The following is a 19717-nucleotide window of genomic DNA, read 5'->3' as shown; positions in this document are numbered from 1 at the left end:
GCCTGTTGGCAATGGGCGACACTCGTCATGCATTCGCCGGGGCGACAAAGCTCGCGCCGAACATGGCCACCACGTGCTGGGCGCCGAGCCCCGCCGTCCGGGGCCAGGAGAGCCGTTCGTCGGGGCGGACGACCGCTCCCGGTGCGGGCGTCCGCCCGTCACCGTGCAGCTTCCAGCGCACGCCGAGATCCATGTGGGGGTTCGCTTTCTCTGTACTTCCGGGGACTGTCGGCACCATTGTCCTGGTCACCCGGCGTTCACCCCGCCACCACCCCCCTGTTGACCTGCGCGCTTGCGCGGCGCGCCCGGTCCGTCCAGGCCGTCCGGTCCCGTCAGCGGCGCGCCAGCGGGAAGGAGGCGCGTGCCCGCCAGGCCGTGCCGTCGTGGACGACGAGGTCGACGGCGGTGACCCGGGCGGTGACCGGCAGCAGTGCGGCGACGTCGGCCTCGGCCCGCGCGAGGACCCCTTCGTCCTCGTGGTGGGCGACGGTCAGGTGCGGGACGACGTCGGGGAAGCGGCCGCCGAAGGGCGGGGCCTCCGGCCAGCGGTCGGCGATCGCCTCGGTGAGCCGGCGCAGCCGCCCATCGGGTTCGGGGGCGAGGTACAGGATCCCGGGGAACCGGCCGAAGGAGGCGAAGCGCACCGCGAAGGCGGGGTGGCCGTCGAGGACGGCGGCGACGGCGGCGCAGACGAGGCTGTCCAGGCGGGCCTCCGCCAGGAAGGGGAAGAGCACCGTCACATGGGCGGGGACGCCCGCGCGGGCGGACGGGTCGAGCCGTTCGCGCCAGGAGCGGACGGCGGTCTCGGCCTCCGGGATCCTGACGATCAGTCCGGTGCGGCCCGCCTCGGCCGGGGCGGTGGCGGTGGCGGTCATGGGCGGGCTCCCGGGGGCGTGGCGGGCTGGTGGCGGGCGTGCAGCAGGGCGGCGTCGAGCGGGAGGGCGGTGTGGGCGAGCAGGTCGAGGCCGGCCGCGGCGAGGAGGGCGGCGTAGTGGTCGGCGCGGCGTTCGCGGCCGCCGACGTTGCAGAGCATGTGGAGGTCCCAGGCGGTGGCCAGGGAGGGGGATCCGTCGGCGGGCAGCAGGCGTTCCAGGACCAGCAGGTCGGCGTGGGCGGGCATCGCGCGGGCGCAGTGGCGCAGGATCTCGCGGCAGCGTTCGTCGTCCCAGTCGTGCAGCACCCGGGAGAGGAGGTAGACATCGCCGCCCTCGGGGACGTCGGCGAAGTCGCCGGCGCGGTACTCGCAGCGGTCGGCGCAGCCCGCCGCCGCCATGGTGCGGCGGGCGGCCTCGACGGCGTGCGGGCGTTCCAGCAGGACGCCGCGCAGGTGGGGGTGGGCGGTGAGGACGCGGGCGAGGAGTTCGCCGTTGCCGCCGGCGACGTCGACGACGGTGGCGCCGGCCGGGGAGCGGGCCGCGGCGGTGAGGACCGGGTGGTCGGGGACGGGGTCGAACATCCGGGCGCTCGCCGCCATCGAGCGGTCGAAGAGGTCGGCGAGGGCGGGGTCGCGGGCGAAGTGGTCGAAGTGGTTCTCGCCGAACAGGTGGTCGAAGGCGGGTTCGCCGGTGCGGACGCTGTGGTCGAGCTCGCCGAAGGACCGGTAGAAGGGGCCGCCGTACATCAGGGCCAGCGGGCGCATCGAGCCGGGGGCGTCCTCGCGCAGCAGGGCTCCGGCGGCGGTGAGGCGGTGGCCGTCGCCGTCGGGCGCGACCACGCCGAGCATGGCGAGGTAGCGCAGCAGGGTGGCCAGGGCGCGGGGGTGGGTGCCGGTGCGGCGGGCGAGGGTGGCGGTGGGGAGGGCCTCGCCGGTGGACAGGGCGTCGGGCAGTCGGAGGCGGGCGGCGGCCGCGAGGGCCTGGGTGGTCCACGCGCCGGTCAGCAGGCGCAGCAGGGTCTCGGCCGGCGGTCGGGCGGCGACCGGGCGGGCGGCGGAGGCGGTCAGGTGGGCGGCGAGGGCGTCGCGGTGGTCGCCCGGCGCGTACAGCTCCAGGCGGCGGAAGCCGGCCCGGGCGGCGGCGGGGGCGGTGAAGTAGAGGACGGTGCCGTCCTCGTGGGGGTTGTGGCCGCCGCCGTCGGGGGTGGCGCCGTGGTCGGTGAGCAGGGCGCAGAGCCCGCGCAGGAGCAGCGGGTCCGGGTCGAGGACCTCGAAGGCGAGGTGGGCCTCGTGCTGCTCCGCCCGTTCGTGGTCCGCGACCGGCCGCAGGTCCGAGCCGGGCGGCACGGTGAGCGCGAACACCTCGACGGTGCGGGGCGTCGGGCCGGCGCCGGGGACGGCGGGGCGCCGGATGGTGACGTCGAGCGCGGCCGGGTCGCGGTGGTGACGCTCGGCCAGCCGCCGGCGGACGACGGTGCTGGGGCCGGGCGGGGTGTCGGGGTCCAGGCCGCAGGCGGCGAGGTCGGCGCGCAGGGCCGGTACGTCGGGCGGGAAGACCAGCAGCGCGGCGTGCACGAAGCGCAGCCGGCGGGTGAGGGTGTGCAGCCCGTCGTCGTCGAGGTCGGGCAGGAGGAGGGGGAGCAGGGCGGCGGTGTCGTGGCGGCGGACGAAGTCGGCCGTCGCACGCAGGCGGGACGTGTCGTCCTCGGTGGTCATCGTGGTGCTTCCTCGGTGCGGGGGCTCGGGGGGATGCCCGGAGGGGGGTGGTCAGAGGGGGGTGGTCAGAGGGGGGTCAGAGGGGGTGGTCAGAGGCCGACGTAGTTCTCGGCGAACCAGTCCTGCTGGGCGCGCGAGGTGCGCAGGGCCGACAGGCGCGCCCGGCGCAGTCCCTCGTCGAAGGACGACGGTCCGCCGTGCGGGGTGGGCATCGCGTGCAGCAGCCGCACCATCCAGTGGGAGAACTCCTGGGCGCGCCAGATGTACTCCAGGCAGCGGTCCGAGTAGTCGGCCAGGGCGCGGCCGTCGCCGTGCGCGAGCTCCTCGACGAGGGCGGCGGCCAGCAGCTCCGCCTCCAGCACCGCGAGGTTGGCGCCCTTGGCGGCCGACGGGGTGATCAGGCTCGCGGCGTCGCCCGCGAGCAGCAGCGCGCCGTGCCGCAGCGGTTCGACGACGTCGCACTCCAGGTCGACGACGGTCCGCTGGACGACGCTCCCCCGGTGCAGCGGGCCGTGGTCGGCCGCGCGCATCCGGACGTCGAGCTCGTGCCAGATCCGGTCCTCGGTCCACGCCTCCGGCGGGGTGCCGCGCTCGCACTGCAGGTAGTAGCGGGTGATCTGCGCGGTGCGGGCCATGTGGCCGGCGAAGCCGCGCTCGTGCACGGCATAGCCGACGGCGTCCAGGCTGGGCGGCGCCTCGGCGAGCAGGCCCAGCCAGGACAGGCCGTGGTCGTGGTGGTGGACGACGGCGCCGGGCGCCAGCGAGCGGCGGGCGGCGCCGTGGCGGCCGTCGCAGCCGGCGACGTAGCGGGCCCGCCAGCGGACCGGGCGGCCGTCCGGTCCGGTCGCCTCCACCGTGGGACGGTCGCCGTCGGTGTCGAGCACCCGGTGGGCCTCGGTGCCGAAGTGCAGCCGGCCGCCGGCGTCCAGGTAGTGGGCGAGCAGGTCGGCGACGAGGTGCTGCTGCGGGTAGACGGTGTGGCGCTCGCCGCGGCCGAGGTGCGCGTAGTCGAGGCGGAAGCGGCCGTCGCCGGTGCGGAACTCGCAGGTGGCGTGGGGCCGGCCGCGTCGGTGCAGGCCGTCGGCGAGGTTGTGGCGGTCGAGGACGCGGACGGTGTTCTCGGCGAGGAAGCCGGCCCGGGCGCGGGCGTGGAGCCGGGTGCGGTCGGCGCGTTCCAGGACGACGCAGTCGACGCCGGCCCGGTGCAGGAGGTTGCCGAGGACGAGGCCGGCCGGGCCCGCGCCGAGGATCACCACCTCGGCCGAGCCGTCGGCCATGTCGGCTGCTGTTTCAGGATTCTGACGACTGGTCACAGCATTGTGATGATAGTCGCCCACCGGGTCGGGGGAAGGGTGGCGCCCACTCGCGAGGGTGAACAGGATGATGAACTGCCTGGCCCCGGGGCATCGGAAGGATCACCAGGCGGGGCGCTCCAGGATCTCGACGACGGCCGCGGCGAGGGAGATGCCGGCGCCGTTGCCGGTGAGCAGGACGTGGTCGCCCGGGCCGACGGCGCCGGTGTCCAGGAGGTGGGCCAGCGAGACGAACTGGTCGCAGGCGCCCAGGTGGCCGAGGGTGCGGCCGAGGTCGAGCATGCCGCGCGCGGGGTCGATGCCCAGCGGGCGCAGCAGGCCCTCCGGGTAGCGCGGGTGGCCGCTGAAGACATGGGTGACCCGGGTGATGTCGGCGGGGGTGACGCCCGCCTCCTCGATCGCCCGGCGGGCGACGGCGGTGCGCGCCTCGGTGAGTTCGCGGGCCATGGCCCGGCGCAGGTCCCGGTCGGTCACCCGGTCGGCGTAGGCGCCCATCCGCCGGCCGATCGGGATGGGGGTGCCGCCGGCGGGGCCGGGCGGGAACAGCTCCTCGGTCCCCCGGTAGAGCCGTTCCCAGGAGGAGAGCGAGGACTGGACGAGCGAGCGGATCCGCAGCGGCCCCTCGGTGGCGGAGAGCAGCACCGCGCAGCCGGCGTCACCGAGGATCGAGCCGCGCCCGGTGCCGAAGCCGTGGGCGTAGGTGAAGCGGTCGATGGTCGTGGTGCCGAAGTTGTCGGCCGCCGCGACCAGGACGGCGGACCGCTCCGGGGCGTGCGCCAGGTGGTCGTGTGCCAGGCGGGCGGCGTCCAGCATCGCGGTGCAGCCCTGGTCGAGGCCGATCGCCGGCGCCGAGGTGCCGAGGACGTGGTGCTGCACGTAGTGGGCGGCGTACCAGCCGTCCGGGCCCTGGTGGAAGGTGCCCGCGTGCAGTACCAGGCGGATGTCCTCGGCGTGCAGGCCGGAGCGCTTGAGGGCGAGCCGGGCCGCCTCGGCGGCGAGTTCCGGCGCCGGGGTGTCGTCGGCGACCGACACGCTCGTCCAGCCGTCGGCCAGCGCCTGGTCCGCGCCCGCCCGGCCGGCGGCGACCGCGTCGGCGAGCGGCCAGAGCCGGGGCAGGTGGGCGGCCAGGCCGGCGATGTACAGGTGGTCCGTCCTCATGAGGTGCCCCCCAGGCCGATCAGCAGATGGCAGACGAAGACGGCCGGCAGGTAGCCGGCCACCGCGGCGACGGGCCAGCGGGCCGCCCCGGTGCGGGTGAAGGTCCCGGCGGCGAGGGCCGCGAGGACGGCGGGCAGCAAGGCGAGCCAGCCCCAGGCGGCCGCGCCGCCGTCCCAGGGGCGCAGCACCGCCAGGGACGCCGCGGCGGACGCGGCGGCGAAACCGGCGGCCAGGGCGACGGTGGCGCGCAGGCCGAACACGCGGACGTAGGTGCGCTCGTGCGGGCCGGGCGCGCGCACGATCTTGCGGGCGAGTTCGTGATGGGTGGCCGCCAGCATGATCACGGCGAGCAGCGGGAGCGCGTGGCGGCCCTCCTGCCACAGGGAGCCGGTGCCGACGCCGCTGTCGTGCAGGAACACGGCGTAGAGGTAGAGGTTGAGCAGGATCTGCACCGGGGAGCTCAGCAGGACGCCGGTGACCACCGCGTCGCCGCGCGGCCGGCCGAACCGCAGCTCGGCGCCCACCAGCAGGACGGTGTAGGCGAACTGGGCGCAGAGCAGGAGCAGGGCGGACCGGTCGCCGGCGTTGAGCAGGAGCAGCAGGGCGGCGCCGGCGGCGGCGAGGGCGTACAGGTCGCGGGGCAGCACGGCGCCGCGGGCCAGCGGGCGGCCCGGGTTGTGGCGCCGGTCGTAGGGCAGATCGCGCAGGTCGTCGGCGGCGCGCAGGAGCAGCAGGTCGACCAGGACGGTGAGCGCGGCGGCCGCCGTGCCCCAGCCGGGCCGCCAGTGCGCGACGCGGTCGTCGGCGGCGGCGAACAGGCCGGTGGCGCCGAGCGCCCAGGCGGTGGCGAACACCAGGGACAAGGGCAGCGGGAAGCTGCCGCGGACGAACGCGGCGAGGCGGGCGGCCGGCGGGCCCGGTTCGGCGGTCGCGGCGGCCGGTGCCGGGAGGACGGGGGGCCGGGTCATGCCGGCCGCCCGGCGGTGGGCACGGTACCCGGCTCGGCGGTGCGCTCGGCGGTGCGCTCGGCGGTGGTCCAGCGCACGGGCAGGCGCCGGACGCCGTTGATGAACATCGTCCGGCGCCACTCCAACGCCTCCTCGGGGACGGCGAGTTCCAGCTCGGCGAAGCGGCGCAGCAGCGCGCCGAGGCCGATCCGCAGCTCGGCGCGGGCGAGTTCGGCGCCCAGGCAGAGGTGGCGGCCGTGGCCGAAGGCGAGGTGGGAGGCGGCGTCCGGGCGGTCGGGGTCGAAGGCGTCCGGGTCGGTGAAGACCGCCGGGTCGCGGTTGGCGGCGTCGGTGAGCGGGACGACGATCCGCCCGGCCGCCACCGGGCAGCCGCCCAGCTCGGTGTCCTCGGTCACCAGATGGGGCGCCCCGCCGGTGTTGTTGAGGGAGCTGAAGCGGAGCATCTCCTCGACGGCCGCCGGGATCCGGCCGGGGTGCTCGCGCAGCGACGCGGCCAGGGCGGGGTGCCGCAGGAGCAGCAGCACGCACATGCCGAAGGAGTTGCCGGTGGTCTCGTAGCCGGCCATCAGCATCCCGGAGCCGAGGGCCACCACCTCCCGGTCGGACAGCCGCTGGTCGGGGTCGTCGCCGGGGCGCAGCGCGAGCCGGGTGAGCAGGTCGTCGGCCGGGTGTCCGGCCTCGGCGGCGCGCCGCTTGCCGGCGACCAGGGCCGCGAAGTAGTCGTCCACCCGGGTCTGGGTGGCGGCGACCTCCTCGCGGGTGTGGCCGGAGGTGGACATCAGGATGTCGACCTCCGCGCGCAGCATCGCGCCGTCGTCGAGCGGGACGCCGAGCAGCTCGCAGATGACCCGCATCGCGAAGGGCACGGTGAAGCCGCCGACCAGGTCGGCCTCACCGGTGGCGGCGCCGCCGGTCAGGTCGTCGAGCAGCCGCTCGGCGAGGGCCTCCAGCCGGGGGTGCAGCAGACGGACCCGGCGGGCGGTGAAGTCGGGCAGGATCGCGCGGCGGCGTCGGGTGTGGTCGGGCGCGTCGGCGGTGGCCAGCAGGACGGACTCGCTCTTGCGGGCGAACAGCGGGCGGGCGAGCTCGGTGTAGCCGGCCCGGCTGAAGCGGTCGTCGCCGAGGACGGCGGTGACGTCCTCGTGGCGGGTGATCAGCAGGGCGGGCTGTCCGCTGGACAGCTCGACGGGGTGCGGGGTGCCGGTGCGCAGCACGCCGTGGTACCCGTCGGGCGGGCGGACGTCGCCGGCGGGTGGGAAGGGGAAGCGGGCCGGGCCGGTCATGTCGTCTCGCCCTTCTCGGTGGTGACGGTGGGGCCGCCGTCGGTGTCGGCGGGCTGTTCCGTGGGCTGTTCCGTGGGCTGTTCCGTGGGCTGTTCCGTGGGCTGTTCCGTGGGCTGTTCGGTGGGCTGTTCGGTGGGCGGGAGCAGGCGGACGGTGCCGGCGGTGCCGTCGATCTCGATCCAGGCGCCGTCGGGGATCGCGGTGGTGGCCCCCGGGACGGCGACCACGGTGGGCACGCCCAGCAGGCGTCCGGTGATCGCGGTGTGCGACAGCAGGGTGCCGCGTTCCACGACCATGCCGGTGGCGGACATCATCAGGAACAGCCAGCCCGGGTCGGTCTCCCGGGCGACCAGGATCCGCCCGGCGGCGAGGTCGGGGTCGGTGGACGGGTCGAGCACCACCTTCGCCCGGCCGCGGACCACGCCGCCGCTGGAGCCGATCCCGCGCAGGCGGTCGTCGCTCGCGGCGCCGGCCTCACCCACCGCCGCGGCGTGCGGCAGGGCCCGGGCGAGCGGCAGCCCGGCCGGGGTGCTCAGCAGGGCGGGGCGCTGCGGGGTGCCGGCCCACCGCTCGCGCTGGGCGCGGCGCAGCGCGACCAGGGCGCGCAGGTCGCTGACGGTCCCGGTGCCGTCGAAGGCGCCGATGACCTCCTCGACGGTCAGGTCGGCGACGTCGAGCCGGTCGTCCAGGACGCCGGTGCGGGCGAGTTCGGCGCCGAGCTTCCACATCACGTCGCGGGAGAGGCCGAACAGCTGGGTGCGGCAGAACCGGGTGTCCTCGCGGATCCGCGCGAGGTCCCGGGCCAGCGAGGTGAGGCCCAGCAGGACGGCGCGCCGGGCCGGGTTGGGGCACACCTCGCGCAGCCGCTCACGGGCGCGCCGGGCGGCGGCCTGCTCGTCGGCGCGGTTGGCCGCGACGGTCGCGCCCTGGCGCACCAGCGGGCGGACCAGGGCGAGCACGGTCCACGGGCGCTGGCGGGGAGTGGGCTCCTCCAGCTTGAGGTCGTGCAGCGCGCGGTCACCGTAGCGGGCGAGGTAGCCGCGGGCGGCGTCGGCGACCGTCACCCCGTAGCGGCCGGTGACGATCCGCCGCCACAGCTCTTCGGGGTCGCCGTCGTCGCCGAGCACGGCGGCGCGCAACTCGGGGTCGGCACCGATGAGTTCGGCCAGGCCCATGGCGGCGCGCACCGCTGCCAGGGAGCGGTTCTCGCGCCCGCCGCTCATCAGCCCCACCAGGACCTGCGGGCCCTCGCCGGTCCAGCGGCGCAGCAGGGCGCCGCCCGCGCCGAGCACCACCAGGGCGATGAACGCGTTGACCAGGGTGACGCCCCAGCGCTCGCCGGCGCGCTCCCAGAGCCGGCGGTGGAAGGCGATCAGCTCCTCGGGCGAGTCGCCGACGGTCTCCGCCTCGGCCATCTGCCGGTCCCACCAGCGCAGGAAGCCCTTGACCTGCCAGGGGTGCAGGGCGCTGCGCCAGGCGAAGCGCGGCAGCGCGCGGGCGACCGCCGGGGCGGCCCAGCGGCGTTCGCCGCGGGCCGTGCCGGTGATGCCCATCGCCTGTTCCCAGCCCCCGCGGACCAGTTCGAACATCGGCATCCGCCCGTGCAGGGCGTGCCAGTCGTCGAGCCGGTAGTAGACCTGGCCCTCCAGGTAGCCGACCATCCGGGCGAGGCGGTGCGCGTTGTCCCGCACCCAGGACTCGGGGACGCCCATCCGCCGGTAGAGGTCGGCGAAGGAGCGGCGGTAGAACTCGCGGGACTGGGAGTAGGTGAGGGCGCCCGAGACGCCGGGGAAGCTCTCGGTGATGTTGTGGTTGCCCCAGTGGACGCGGGCGGGGGCGTCGTCCGCCGGCCGCGCGGCGGCGGGCTGCCGTGCCGGGGCGGCGGCGGGCGCGGTGACCATCGGGCGGGCCTGGACCAGGTGGACGGTGCCGTCCTCGGTGAGGGCGCCCTCGATGTCCTGCGGGACGCCGAACAGCTCCTCCACCCGGGCGGCCAACTCCCCCACCGCGCGCACCTGGTCGTCGTCGAGGACCGGCACGTCGGCCAGCTCCCCGGGGACCGGCAGGAGCGCCGGGGCGCCGGAGGCGGCGCCCTCGGGCAGGCCCATCGACCACCGCTTGCGCACGGTCCGGGCGCTCACCGCACCGGTGGCCGGGTCGAGGAAGAAGTGGTCGACGTCCGCCTTCTCCTGGACGACGCCCTCGCCGATGCCGTACGCGGCCGCGATCACGCGGCGCGCCGAGCCGTCCCGCGGGTCCCGGGTGAACGCCACGAAGGAGCGGGTGCCGAGCACCATCCGCTGCACGCCGACCGCGACCCGGGCCCGGCGCGGGTCGAGCCCGCGCAGCACCCGGTAGCGGACCGCCTGAGGGTTGAACGCGGAGGCCCAGCAGCGCACCACCGCGTCGGCCAGGCCGTCCTCGTCGACGTAGAGGAAGCTGTCGCTCATGCCGGCGAAGGGGTCGACGGCGCTGTCCTCCCCCACCGCCCCGGCCGCGTCCTGGGTGTCCGGTCCGGCGGCGGGCACCACGCAGGCGCGGACCGCGACCAGGCCGTCGGGCCCGGCGAGCGCGGCGGATTCCTTGCGGATCCGCTCGGTCAGCGCCGGCGGCGGCGCCGAGGAGGCCAGCGCGGCGCGGGCGGCCGCGCACCAGGCCTCGACGGCCGCCTGCCCGGCGTCGTCGGCCGGGAGCGGCGGCAGCGCGGGGCGCAGCGCGTCCAGGGCGGCGTCGAAGGCCTCGGCCGGCAGGCAGAAGAACTCCGGCACCCGGAACCCGGCCTGCCGCAGCACCTGCTGACGGGCGAACTTGTTCCCCACCCGCGCGGCGTCCGCCAGCGGTCCTTCGTCGCTCGCCGTGGTCACCACGAGCTCAGTCATCCGGTCCACCGCTCCCCGCCCCGCCGCCCCAGCCGTCCAGGTGCAGCACACTGTCCACGGACCGGCGCGGCGCCGGTCCGAATCCGTCGCCCACCACGTGCGCGGTGGGGATCAGCGCCCCCTGGCGGACGTCGGCCGGCAGTCCGAGGAGGTCCGCGACCTCCTGCTCCGCGTCCAGGTGCACCGTGGTCCACGCGGTCCCGAGGCCGCGGGCGCGCGCGGCGAGCATGTAGCTCCAGGCCGCCGGCAGCAGCGAGCCCCACACGCCCGCCTGGTTGCCCGCCGGCAGCGGCCGGCCGCCGAGGTCCAGGCACGGGATCACCAGGACCGGTACCTCGTGCAGGTGTTCCGCCAGGTGCCGGCCGCCGGCCAGCATCCGGTCGGTCAACCCGGGGCCGGACGTCGCGGCGGAGGCCGACGACGGATAGCGGGCCTCGAAGACCCGCCGGTAGACCTCCGCGATCCGCTCGCGCAGTCCCTCGTCGGCCACCACCAGCCAGTGCCAGCGCTGGGTGTTGCCGCCGTTGGGTGCCTGGAGCGCGGTCTCCACGCAGGCGCGCACGTCGGCGAGGTCGACCGGGCGCGTCAGGTCCAGCCGCAGGCGCACCGAGCGGGTGGTCGTCAGCAGTTCGTCCGGGGTCGCCGGCGTGCGGACCCGCGCCGCGCGGACGGGCGCGCTCACCAGAGCCCCGGCACGAGACGGGCATGGCCGTCCGCGTACGCGCGGTAGCCGGGGATGTCGGCCAGCATCCGTTCCTCGGTGCGGATCCGGAAGGTGATCGCGGCGGCGAGGGCGGCCATCAGGACGGCGCTCAGCGGGTTCAGGAAGAAGGCGACGAAGCCGAGGTGGGCCGAGAGCATCCCCGCGTAGGCGGGGTGCCGGATGAAGCGGTAGACGCCCCAGGTGACGACCTGGTGGTCGTGCTGGCGGGTGACGTGGTGGGAGTAGAACCGGCCGAGGGTGTGGATCGCCACCTGGCGCAGCACCACCCCGCCGGCGAACACCGCCACCGGGAGGAGCAGCAGCGGCGACCAGCCGTCCCAGGGCAGCGGGCCGAGCACGGCCGCGGAGACCGTCGCGATCCGGGCCGCCGCGTAGAGCAGCAGCGTCGCCGACTCGCGCGGCGCGGCGCCGGAGCCGCGGAAGGTCACCGGGATCTCGACGGCCAGCCACGCCAGGTAGCAGGCGGCCAGGACGGCCGCGACCAGGTCCACCGGGTCGCCGGCGTGCCGCAGATGGACCACCAGACCGGTTCCGACCGCGAGGACCGCGACGACGAACAGCAGCCGTGGGGCCCGCACCGCCCAGGACGGGCCGGCGCCCGCCGTCGGTCGCACCGTACTCATCGGGCCGCCCTCCGCTTCCGGTAGCCGGCGCGGCTGAGGGTGTGGACGCCGATCTCGATCCGCCCGTACCGCTCGCCGCTCTCCGCGTGCACCACCACGAACCGGTACACCGCCCGCGCGCCGCGGGCCGGTGCGAACTCCCAGCACAGCTCCAGCGGCACCGCCACCGGCAGGGCGGTCGGCACGTCGGCCTCCAGCGACAGCCAGAGCATCTGCGCGTCGGCGTCCCGGCCGTGGGCCGTGTGGCCGAGCAGCGTCGCCAGCTGCCGGGCCGACTCGATCAGCGCGCCCGGGGCGTGCGTCCCGGCGCCCGCCAGCCGGTGCCCCGGCGGCGGCACCAGCACGGCCGCCCGCTCGACCCGCTTCGGCCCGCCCACCAGGACGTTCTCCGGCAGATGGCGGTGCACCAGGGCCTGGTCCGCGGGCGCCCCGTCCTCCCGGACGCCGCCGGGCGGCACGGCCCGGGCGGCGGCGGACGGCACGGCCCGGGCGGCGGCGGGCGGCACGGCCGGCCCGTCGACGCGGCCGAGGGCGACCGAGGCGCGGCAGACGGCCACGTCGTCCTGGACGGCCAGCAGTCGCCACGCCGGCCCGTCGTCGGCGGTGGCGGGTTCGCTGTGCAGCGACACCGGCCGGCCCAGTTCGCACATCCGGTCGAAGGTCAGCGACAGCCGCAGCCGGCCGTCGGCCGCGCCCGCCGACCGTGGTTCCCGCGCCCCGACCAGGTCCAGGATCGCGGCGACCAGCACCATGCCCGGCACATGGTCGAGGGGGTGGTCGAAGAAGCACCGGTCCCCCTGGTCCACCAGCACCGGGACGCCCGCTCCGGGGCTCGCCGCGGGGCCGGCGGAAGAACCTGACGGCTCGCCGGCCGTTCGCTCAACACCAGCCCCCGGTAAGTCTTCTAATGATCCGTCATGAGCTGCTGAAACATCAGGTTCATATGAGACTTCTGATACCAATGAATTCACGAGGACCGAGGAAACCATCGATCACCAGTCCGGGCAACCCGCTCGCGGCAACACCTCGACGGTCCAGCCCGGCCGACCAAAAACACACCCCTCGGTGACCAAAAACACCATGAGCCCCTCCCGTCCCGACCGCAACCGGGCAGGGTCGGGACGGCGATTGGCCGGAATCCGTCACCACCACCCGGTCGCCGCCGCCGACGTGACGGCCGGCGGCGGCGATCGGGACGGCAGGAGAGGTGAGGCGGTCAGACGGTGGCCTCCGCCGCCGCGCGGCCGGCCGCGCGACCGGAGAACAGGCAGCCGCCGAGGAAGGTGCCCTCCAGCGCGTTGTAGCCGTGCACGCCGCCGCCGCCGAACCCGGCCGCCTCACCGGCCGCGTAGAGCCCCGGCACCGGCTCGCCGTCGACGCCGAGCGCGCGGGAGGAGAGGTCGGTCTGGATGCCGCCGAGCGTCTTGCGGGTGAGCACGTGCAGCTTGACGCCGATCAGCGGGCCCGCCGCCGGATCGAGCAGCCGGTGCGGGGCGGCGGTGCGGCCGAGCCGGTCGCCCAGGTAGCGGCGGGAGTTGCGCACGCCCTGCACCTGGGCGTCCTTGGTGTAGGGGTTGGCCAGCTGCCGGTCCCGGGCCTCGATCTGGCGTCGCATCACCGCCGCGTCCAGCAGCGGGGTCGCGGTCAGCGCGTTCATCCGCTCGACCAGTTCCTCCAGCGTCGTGGCGACGACGAAGTCCTCGCCGTGCCGCTTGAACGCCTCGACCGGGGCCGGCGCGCCCTTGCCGAGCAGGCGCTCGCGCACGAAGGCCTTGCGGTCGCCGGCGGTGATGTCGGGGTTCTGCTCGGAGCCGGAGAGGGCGAACTCCTTCTCGATGATCTTCTGGGTGAGCACGAACCAGGAGTGGTCGTGCCCGGTCAGCTCGGGGTCGGTGCGCAGATGGCGCAGGGTGCCCAGGGTGTCGTAGCCGGGCAGGCAGGGTTCGGGCAGCCGGCGGCCGAGCGCGTCGAACCACATCGAGGAGGGGCCGGGCAGGATCCGGATGCCGTGGCCGGGCCAGACCGGATCCCAGTTGTGCAGGCCCTCGGTGTAGTGCCACATCCGGTCGCTGTTGACCAGCCGCGCCCCGGCGTCGGCGCTGATGCCGAGCATCCGGCCGTCGACGTGGGCCGGGACTCCGGTGACCATGTGCCGGGGCGGGGTGCCCAGCCGGGCCGGCCAGTGGGCGCGCACCAGGTCGTGGTTGGCGCCGATGCCGCCGGCGGCCACCACCACGGCCTGCGCGGTCAGTTCGAAGTCGCCGGTCTCCTCGCGGCTGGAGGCCGCGCCGCGCGCCGCGTCGTCCGGCGCCAGGACGCGGCCCCGGACGCCGGTCACCGCCCCGTCGGTGACGATCAGCTCGTCGACCCGGTGGCGGTGGCGGAAGGTGAGCAGCCCCTTGGCGGCGGCCTGTCGGGCGGAGCGGGCGAAGGGCGCGACCACGCCGGTGCCGGTGCCCCAGGCGACGTGGAAGCGCGGGACCGAGTTGCCGTGGCCGTCGGCGCGCAGGTCGCCGCGCTCGGCCCAGCCGACCGTGGGCAGGAAGCGCAGCCCGTGCCCGGCCAGCCAGGAGCGCTTCTCCCCGGCGGCGAACTCGACGTACGCCCGGGCCCAGCGCACCGCCCAGCGGTCCTCGCCGTCGTGACGGTCGAACTGCGCGCTGCCCTGCCAGTCGCTCCAGGCGAGGTCGAAGGAGTCCTTGACGCGCATCCGGCGCTGCTCGGGCGAGTCGACGAGGAACAGGCCGCCGAAGGACCACCAGGCCTGGCCGCCGAGGTTGGCGGCGTTCTCCTGGTCGACGAGGATCACCTTGCGTCCCCGGGAGGTGAGTTCGTGGGCGGCGGTGAGTCCGGCCAGGCCGGCTCCGACGATGATGACGTCAGTGTCCATGGGTGTCCTCGGGGAAGTGCCGTCACGGGCCCGCACGGACGGCGGGGGCGGTGGGCGCCGGTCCGGCCGGCGGGCGCGGGGTGCTGAGGGAGGGTCGGACTGCCGAAGGCGGCCGGCCGCGGCGCTGGCGCGGCGTCGGCGACCGGCCGGGCGCGCGTCGGTGCCCTGGTTTCGCTTCGGGTCGGGAGGTGACCGAAACAGTACAGCGTTCGGTTTTTCGCGACAAGGGTTCACCCGGGGAGACCTGCGGCCGGTCGCATAAACTCCCCCCGTGGCCAACCGCAGCTCGACGCCCAAGGGACGCGCGCAGCGTGAACGCGCCCTGGCGGCGGCCTTCGAGGTGTTCGCCCGCGAGGGCGAGCGCGGCACGTCCCTGCGCGCCATCGCCCGGGAGAGCGGGATGAGCCTGACCGGGCTCATGCACCACTTCGCCTCCAAGGACGAGCTGCTCACCGAGGTCCTGCGCGGCACCGACGAGCTGGCGGCGCTGCGCTGGGACGCGCTGGCCGGGGCGGGCGATCCCGGCGAGTTCATGGCGCGGGTGATGGAGGCCAACGCGGCGAACCCGGCGCGCACGCGGCTCTACGTCCACCTCGCCGCGTCCTCGCTCGACCCCGGGCATCCCGCCCACCGGTACTTCCGGGAGCGGTTCGAGCGGTTCCGCGCGGCGGTCCGCGGCCACCTGGAGGCGCGGCGGGCGGAGGGCTCGGTGAGCGCGGGCCTGGACGCGGACTTCACGGCCGCCGCGTTCCTGGCGCTCGTCGAGGGGGCGCAGCTGCAGGGGCTGAACGACCCCTCGGTGGACGTTCCGGGGCTGGTCCGGCGGGGCTGGCGGGCACTGCTGGCCGGTCCGGTCAGCTGACCCGGCGCTCCCGGTCCGCCAGGGTGTCCAGCAGGACGCCGGCGAGTCGGCGGATGTCGTCGGCCATGTCGATCCGGGGGTCGAGCAGCCACTGGAGCTGCAGCCCGTCCGTCGCGGCGATCAGGATCCGGGCCGCCCAGGCGGCCTCGGCGGCGCGGTCGGCGGCCACGGCGTCCGGCTCGGCGGTGGCCGGTTCCACGGCCGCCGACCGGGCGGCGGCCTGCTCGACGAGTTGCTCGGTGAACCGCTCGCGGTAGCGGTCGTAGCGCTCCTCGAAGTAGTCGTGGGCCGGGTGGTCCGGCTCGGCGGCGGCCGCGGCGAGGTCCACGAAGAGCTTGACCAGGCCGGGGGTCGAGGCGTTGGCGGCCAGGATGCGCAGGAAGTCGTCCGCGGCACGGGCCTCGAACACCCCGAACCGCTCCTCGGCGGCGGCGTCACGGGCCACGAGGACCGCGGTGAGCAGGGACTCCCGGCCGCCGAAGTGGTGCAGCACCCCGGCGTCGGTCATCCCGACGCGCTGGGCGATGTCGCGCACCGACACCTTGCGGCTGCCCGCCTCGGCGTAGGCGGCGAGCGCGGCCTCGATGATCTGCTGCCGCTTCGAGGACGTCTTGGCGTAGGGGCCCCTGGGCTTGCTCATGAGCGGATTCTACGAGGCCGCGGCGGGGCGCGAGGACGAAAACCTTGAGTGTCTAAGTTTTCATGGCTAGGGTGACGTCACCCCCGGACCCGCACGGCGAAGGAGCCGTCCGTGAGCACCACCCCCACCCACCTCCGCCCGCCGGCTCCGGCGCCCCCACCGCCCGGACCCCCCGAACCGGCGCGCGTCCTCGCCATCGCCGTCACCGTCGGCGGCGGCCTGGCCGTCCTCCCCGTGCGCCGCGTCCGCTGACCGGCCGCCGCTCCCCGGGGACCGCGCCCCCGCGCGTCCCGCCGTCGCCGGACGCGCCCTGACCGGCGAGACCCCCGCCCCCGCCCCAGCGCAGAGAGAGCAGAACCACCATGACCTCCGACCGGATTTCCGAGCTGACCCTCGCCGAACAGGCCTCGCTCACCTCCGGCGCGACCTCGTGGACCACCACCCCGGTGCGCGACGCGGTCCGCGCGCTCACCCTCTCCGACGGCCCGCACGGCATCCGCCGCCCCGCCGAGGACGGCCCCGGCGTCTCCTTCCTCGGCGCCAGCCTGCCCGCCACCTGCTACCCGCCCGCCGTCACCCTCGGCTCCAGCTGGGACACCGACCTCGCGCGCCGCGTCGGCACGGCCCTCGCCCGGGAGGCGTCCGTCTTCGGCGTGGACGTCGTCCTCGGCCCCGGCGTCAACATCAAGCGCAGCCCGCTGTGCGGCCGCAACTTCGAGTACCTCTCCGAGGACCCGCACGTCAGCGGACGGATGGGAGCCGCCGTCGTCACCGGCATCCAGTCCCTGGGGATCGGCGCCTGCGTCAAGCACTTCGCCGCCAACAACCAGGAGACGGAGCGGATGCGGGTCAGCGCGGACGTCGACGAGCGGACGCTGCGCGAGCTGTACCTGCCGGCCTTCGAGCACATCGTCCGCGAGGCCGCGCCGTACACCGTGATGTGCTCCTACAACCGCGTCAACGGCGTGCACGCCAGCCAGCACCGCGAGCTGCTGACCGGGATCCTGCGCGAGGAGTGGGGCTTCGACGGCCTGGTGATGTCCGACTGGGGCGCCGTCAACGACCGGGTCGCCGCCCTGGCCGCCGGGCTCGACCTGGAGATGCCGCCGACCGGCACCGACGACGAGATCGTCACCGCCGTCGAGGAGGGCCGGCTGGAGGCGGCCGCCGTCGCCACCGCCGCCGAGCGCGTGCTGCGGCTGCGCGACCGGGTGGACCGGGCCGAGCGCCTGGCCGCCTGGGACACCGACGCCCACCACGAACTGGCCCGCGAGGCCGCCCGCGACGGCGCCGTGCTGCTCAAGAACGACGGCGGACTGCTGCCGCTCGACCCGCAGGCCAACCAACGCGTCGCGGTCATCGGCGAGTTCGCCCGCACCCCCCGCTACCAGGGCCACGGCAGCTCCCGGGTCACCCCGACCCGGGTCGACACCGCCTGGGACGCACTGCGCGCCCAGGCCGGACCGGACCTCGCGCTCGCCTTCGCCCCCGGCTTCACCCTGGACGGCGCCCCCGACGCCGTCCTCGCCACCGAGGCGGTCGCCCTCGCCGCCGAGTCCGACACCGTGCTGCTGTTCCTCGGCCTCCCGGACACCGCCGAGACCGAGGGCCTCGACCGCGCCGACATCGCCCTGCCCGCCGAGCAGGTGGAGCTGCTGCGGCACGTGGCCGCCGTCTGCCCCCGGGTCGCGGTGGTGCTCGCCAACGGGTCGGTGGTGTCCGTCGCCGAGTGGCAGGACGACGCGGCGGCCGTCCTGGAGACCTGGCTCGGCGGCCAGGCCGGCGGCAGCGCCGTCGCCGACCTGCTGTTCGGCGCGCACAGCCCGTCCGGCAAGCTCACCGAGTCCATCCCGCTCCGGCTCCAGGACACCCCGTCCTACCCCCACTTCCCCGGCCAGGACGGGCACAGCGTCTACGGCGAGGGCCGCTACGTCGGCTACCGCCACTACGACACCGTCGACCTCCCCGTCGCCTACCCCTTCGGCCACGGCCTGAGCTACACCACCTTCCGCTACGACGACCTGGAGGTGGAGCGGACCGGGGAGAACACCTGGACGGCCCGCGTCACCGTCACCAACACCGGCCCGCGCGGCGGCGCCGAGGTGGTCCAGCTCTACCTCGCCGTCGACGAGCCCCGGCCCACCCGGCCGCGCCACGAGCTGCGCGGCTTCGCCAAGCTCCGCCTGGAGCCGGGCGCTTCGGGCCGGGCCGAGTTCCACCTCACCGGCCGCGACCTCGCCCGCTGGTCGACCACCCGCGGCGGCTGGCGCATCGACCCCGGCACCTTCACCGTCGAGGTCGGCGCCTCCTCCCGCGACATCCGCCTGCGCAGCTGGCTGCGCACGCCGGGCGACGGGGTCCTCGACCCGCTGACCCCCCAGTCCAGCCTGGGCGAGTGGCTCGCGCACCCGATCGGCTCCGCCGTCCTCGCCGAGCACCTGGCCGATCTCCCGTTCGCCTCCACCCTGGCCGAGAGCGACGCCCAACTCCTCGCCACCGCCGTCCAGGTGCCGCTGCTGAAGTTCACCGGCTTCGGCCTCGGCGTCACCCGCGCCCACATCACCGCCCTGGTCGCGGAGGTGGCGGAACGGCAGAAGCGGTAGCCGCGGGCCGGAGCGGGGGACGGCCGCGCCCGCGCTTCCGGCTGGGACCAGAAGCCGTGCGCTGACACGCGAACGCGGGGCACCGCGCGTTCCTACGGTGAGGTGACGCCGCACCCGGCGTCACCTCACCCGTCACGCACCAAGGGACCGCACCATGCGTTTCACGCCCCTGCTCCAGGCCTCCGCGGTGGCTCTCGCCACCGTGGCCTCGACCGTCACCGCCGTCGCCACCCCGGCCCGGGCCTCGACTCCCCCGCTGACCGCGCCGACGGCGGTCGCCCACCTCGACCTCGCCCGGGGCCAGCAGCCGGAGAACCTCACCCTGCTGCCGAACGGCGGCACCGTCGTGACCTTCGCCTTCTCCCGCCAGGTGGCCGAGATCGACCGCCGCGGCGCCGTCCGCGTCCTCGCCACCCTGCCCGCCCCCGCGCCCGGCGCGACCACCCCGGTGCTGGCCTCCCCGTTCCTCGGCGGCGTCGTGCGCTCGGACGACGGCGTCCTCCACTTCCTCTACGCGACCGGGACCGCCGACCTCACCGGGGTCTGGCGGCTCGCCCCCGGCGGCACCCCCGAGCGCGTCGCCGCGCTGCCCGCCGACGCCCTGCCCAACGGCCTCGCCCGGGACGAGTGCACCGGCGAGCTCTACGCCGCGGACTCCGTCCTCGGCACGGTCTGGCGGATCCCCGCCGGCGGCGGAACCGCCGTCCCGTGGGCGACCGGCGCCGCCCTGCGGCCCGCCGGCTTCCTCGGTGCCAACGGCGTCAAGGTCCACCGCGGGGCCGTCTGGGTCACCAACCTCGACCACGGCACCCTGCTGCGCATCCCGATCCGGTCCGACGGCAGCGCGGGTGCGACCCGGGTCGCCGCCACCGGCCTGCCCGGCATCGACGACTTCGCCTTCACCGGCCGGGGCAACCAGGCCCTGGCGGCCCTCAACGGCAGCAGCGAGGTCGCCCTGATCGCCGACGACGGCACCCACACCATCGTGCTCGACCGGACGGACGGCCTGCAGAACCCCACCTCCGTCGCCGTCCGCGGCGACCGCGTCTGGATCGCGGACGCCGCGTACCTGACCCAGCAGGACCCCAACCTCCTGACGGCCCGCCTGCGCCGGAGCGCCTAGGGTCCGCCGGCGCCCCCGTGGTCCGCCCTGAGGGGGCGGGCCCGGGGTGTGCCCCCCGGGG

The 19717-nt window shown here is 76.0% G+C and carries 16 protein-coding genes and 1 pseudogene; 4 read left to right on the top strand and 13 right to left on the bottom strand.

Annotated elements, in window-relative coordinates; genetic code table 11:
* Positions 1-37 precede the first annotated feature (37 nt).
* The 12 genes and pseudogenes from ABTX81_RS01325 to ABTX81_RS01270 form a co-directional block, all read right to left on the bottom strand.
* A pseudogene (locus ABTX81_RS01325) lies at positions 38-193 on the bottom strand (nitrate reductase); the annotation flags it as partial.
* 139 nt (positions 194-332) lie between these two features.
* Positions 333-875 carry a 2'-5' RNA ligase family protein gene (locus ABTX81_RS01320; protein WP_350540839.1) on the bottom strand — a complete coding sequence of 181 codons (543 nt, stop codon included), beginning with the start codon at positions 873-875 and terminating at the stop codon, positions 333-335.
* The gene (locus ABTX81_RS01315) at positions 872-2590 is read right to left on the bottom strand and encodes a methyltransferase (protein WP_350540838.1); all 1719 of its coding nucleotides are present in this window, start codon (positions 2588-2590) and stop codon (positions 872-874) included. Before ABTX81_RS01315 ends, ABTX81_RS01320 begins: the two co-directional genes overlap by 4 nt.
* A gap of 89 nt (positions 2591-2679) precedes the next feature.
* A complete protein-coding gene (locus ABTX81_RS01310; protein WP_502892689.1) occupies positions 2680-3867 on the bottom strand; it encodes a 4-hydroxybenzoate 3-monooxygenase in 1188 nt (395 codons plus the stop codon).
* A gap of 138 nt (positions 3868-4005) precedes the next feature.
* Positions 4006-5061 carry a ketoacyl-ACP synthase III family protein gene (locus ABTX81_RS01305; protein ID WP_350540837.1) on the bottom strand — a complete coding sequence of 352 codons (1056 nt, stop codon included), beginning with the start codon at positions 5059-5061 and terminating at the stop codon, positions 4006-4008.
* Complete coding sequence (locus tag ABTX81_RS01300; RefSeq protein WP_350540836.1) at positions 5058-6029, bottom strand: hypothetical protein; 972 nt, start codon at positions 6027-6029, stop codon at positions 5058-5060. The genes ABTX81_RS01305 and ABTX81_RS01300 overlap by 4 nt, the downstream gene beginning before the upstream one ends.
* The gene (locus tag ABTX81_RS01295; RefSeq protein ID WP_350540835.1) at positions 6026-7312 is read right to left on the bottom strand and encodes a cytochrome P450; all 1287 of its coding nucleotides are present in this window, start codon (positions 7310-7312) and stop codon (positions 6026-6028) included. The genes ABTX81_RS01300 and ABTX81_RS01295 overlap by 4 nt, the downstream gene beginning before the upstream one ends.
* On the bottom strand, positions 7309-10191 hold the full coding sequence (locus ABTX81_RS01290; protein ID WP_350540834.1) for a PEP/pyruvate-binding domain-containing protein: 2883 nt from the start codon (positions 10189-10191) through the stop codon (positions 7309-7311). Before ABTX81_RS01290 ends, ABTX81_RS01295 begins: the two co-directional genes overlap by 4 nt.
* Positions 10184-10873 (bottom strand): nitroreductase family protein, encoded by a 690-nt coding sequence (locus tag ABTX81_RS01285; protein ID WP_350540833.1) that lies wholly within the window; start codon positions 10871-10873, stop codon positions 10184-10186. The genes ABTX81_RS01290 and ABTX81_RS01285 overlap by 8 nt, the downstream gene beginning before the upstream one ends.
* A complete protein-coding gene (locus ABTX81_RS01280) occupies positions 10870-11538 on the bottom strand; it encodes a methyltransferase family protein (protein ID WP_350540832.1) in 669 nt (222 codons plus the stop codon). The genes ABTX81_RS01285 and ABTX81_RS01280 overlap by 4 nt, the downstream gene beginning before the upstream one ends.
* Positions 11535-12350, bottom strand: coding sequence for an AfsA-related hotdog domain-containing protein (locus ABTX81_RS01275; RefSeq protein ID WP_350540831.1), 816 nt, complete (start codon positions 12348-12350; stop codon positions 11535-11537). Before ABTX81_RS01275 ends, ABTX81_RS01280 begins: the two co-directional genes overlap by 4 nt.
* A 404-nt stretch (positions 12351-12754) precedes the next feature.
* The gene (locus tag ABTX81_RS01270; RefSeq protein WP_350540830.1) at positions 12755-14428 is read right to left on the bottom strand and encodes an FAD-binding dehydrogenase; all 1674 of its coding nucleotides are present in this window, start codon (positions 14426-14428) and stop codon (positions 12755-12757) included.
* A gap of 271 nt (positions 14429-14699) precedes the next feature.
* Here ABTX81_RS01270 and ABTX81_RS01265 point away from each other — a divergent pair, with 271 nt between their 5' ends.
* Complete coding sequence (locus tag ABTX81_RS01265; protein ID WP_350540829.1) at positions 14700-15290, top strand: TetR/AcrR family transcriptional regulator; 591 nt, start codon at positions 14700-14702, stop codon at positions 15288-15290.
* On the opposite strand, the gene ABTX81_RS01260 is transcribed toward ABTX81_RS01265, so the two are convergent.
* Complete coding sequence (locus ABTX81_RS01260) at positions 15283-15930, bottom strand: TetR family transcriptional regulator (RefSeq protein ID WP_350540828.1); 648 nt, start codon at positions 15928-15930, stop codon at positions 15283-15285. The genes ABTX81_RS01265 and ABTX81_RS01260 overlap by 8 nt on opposite strands.
* Before the next feature lie 111 nt (positions 15931-16041).
* Here ABTX81_RS01260 and ABTX81_RS01255 point away from each other — a divergent pair, with 111 nt between their 5' ends.
* From ABTX81_RS01255 to ABTX81_RS01245, 3 genes are all read left to right on the top strand, one after another.
* Positions 16042-16182 carry a hypothetical protein gene (locus ABTX81_RS01255; protein ID WP_350540827.1) on the top strand — a complete coding sequence of 47 codons (141 nt, stop codon included), beginning with the start codon at positions 16042-16044 and terminating at the stop codon, positions 16180-16182.
* Between the two features lie 110 nt (positions 16183-16292).
* On the top strand, positions 16293-18533 hold the full coding sequence (locus ABTX81_RS01250; protein ID WP_350540826.1) for a glycoside hydrolase family 3 C-terminal domain-containing protein: 2241 nt from the start codon (positions 16293-16295) through the stop codon (positions 18531-18533).
* Between the two features lie 154 nt (positions 18534-18687).
* Positions 18688-19656, top strand: coding sequence for an SMP-30/gluconolactonase/LRE family protein (locus ABTX81_RS01245; protein ID WP_350540825.1), 969 nt, complete (start codon positions 18688-18690; stop codon positions 19654-19656).
* Positions 19657-19717: the final 61 nt, after the last annotated feature.

The sequence above is a fragment of the Kitasatospora sp. NPDC097605 genome, from assembly GCF_040302725.1.
GTDB lineage: Bacteria > Actinomycetota > Actinomycetes > Streptomycetales > Streptomycetaceae > Kitasatospora.
Note: the sequence above shows the minus strand (reverse complement) of the source record. Positions and strands in the feature narration are given on the sequence as shown.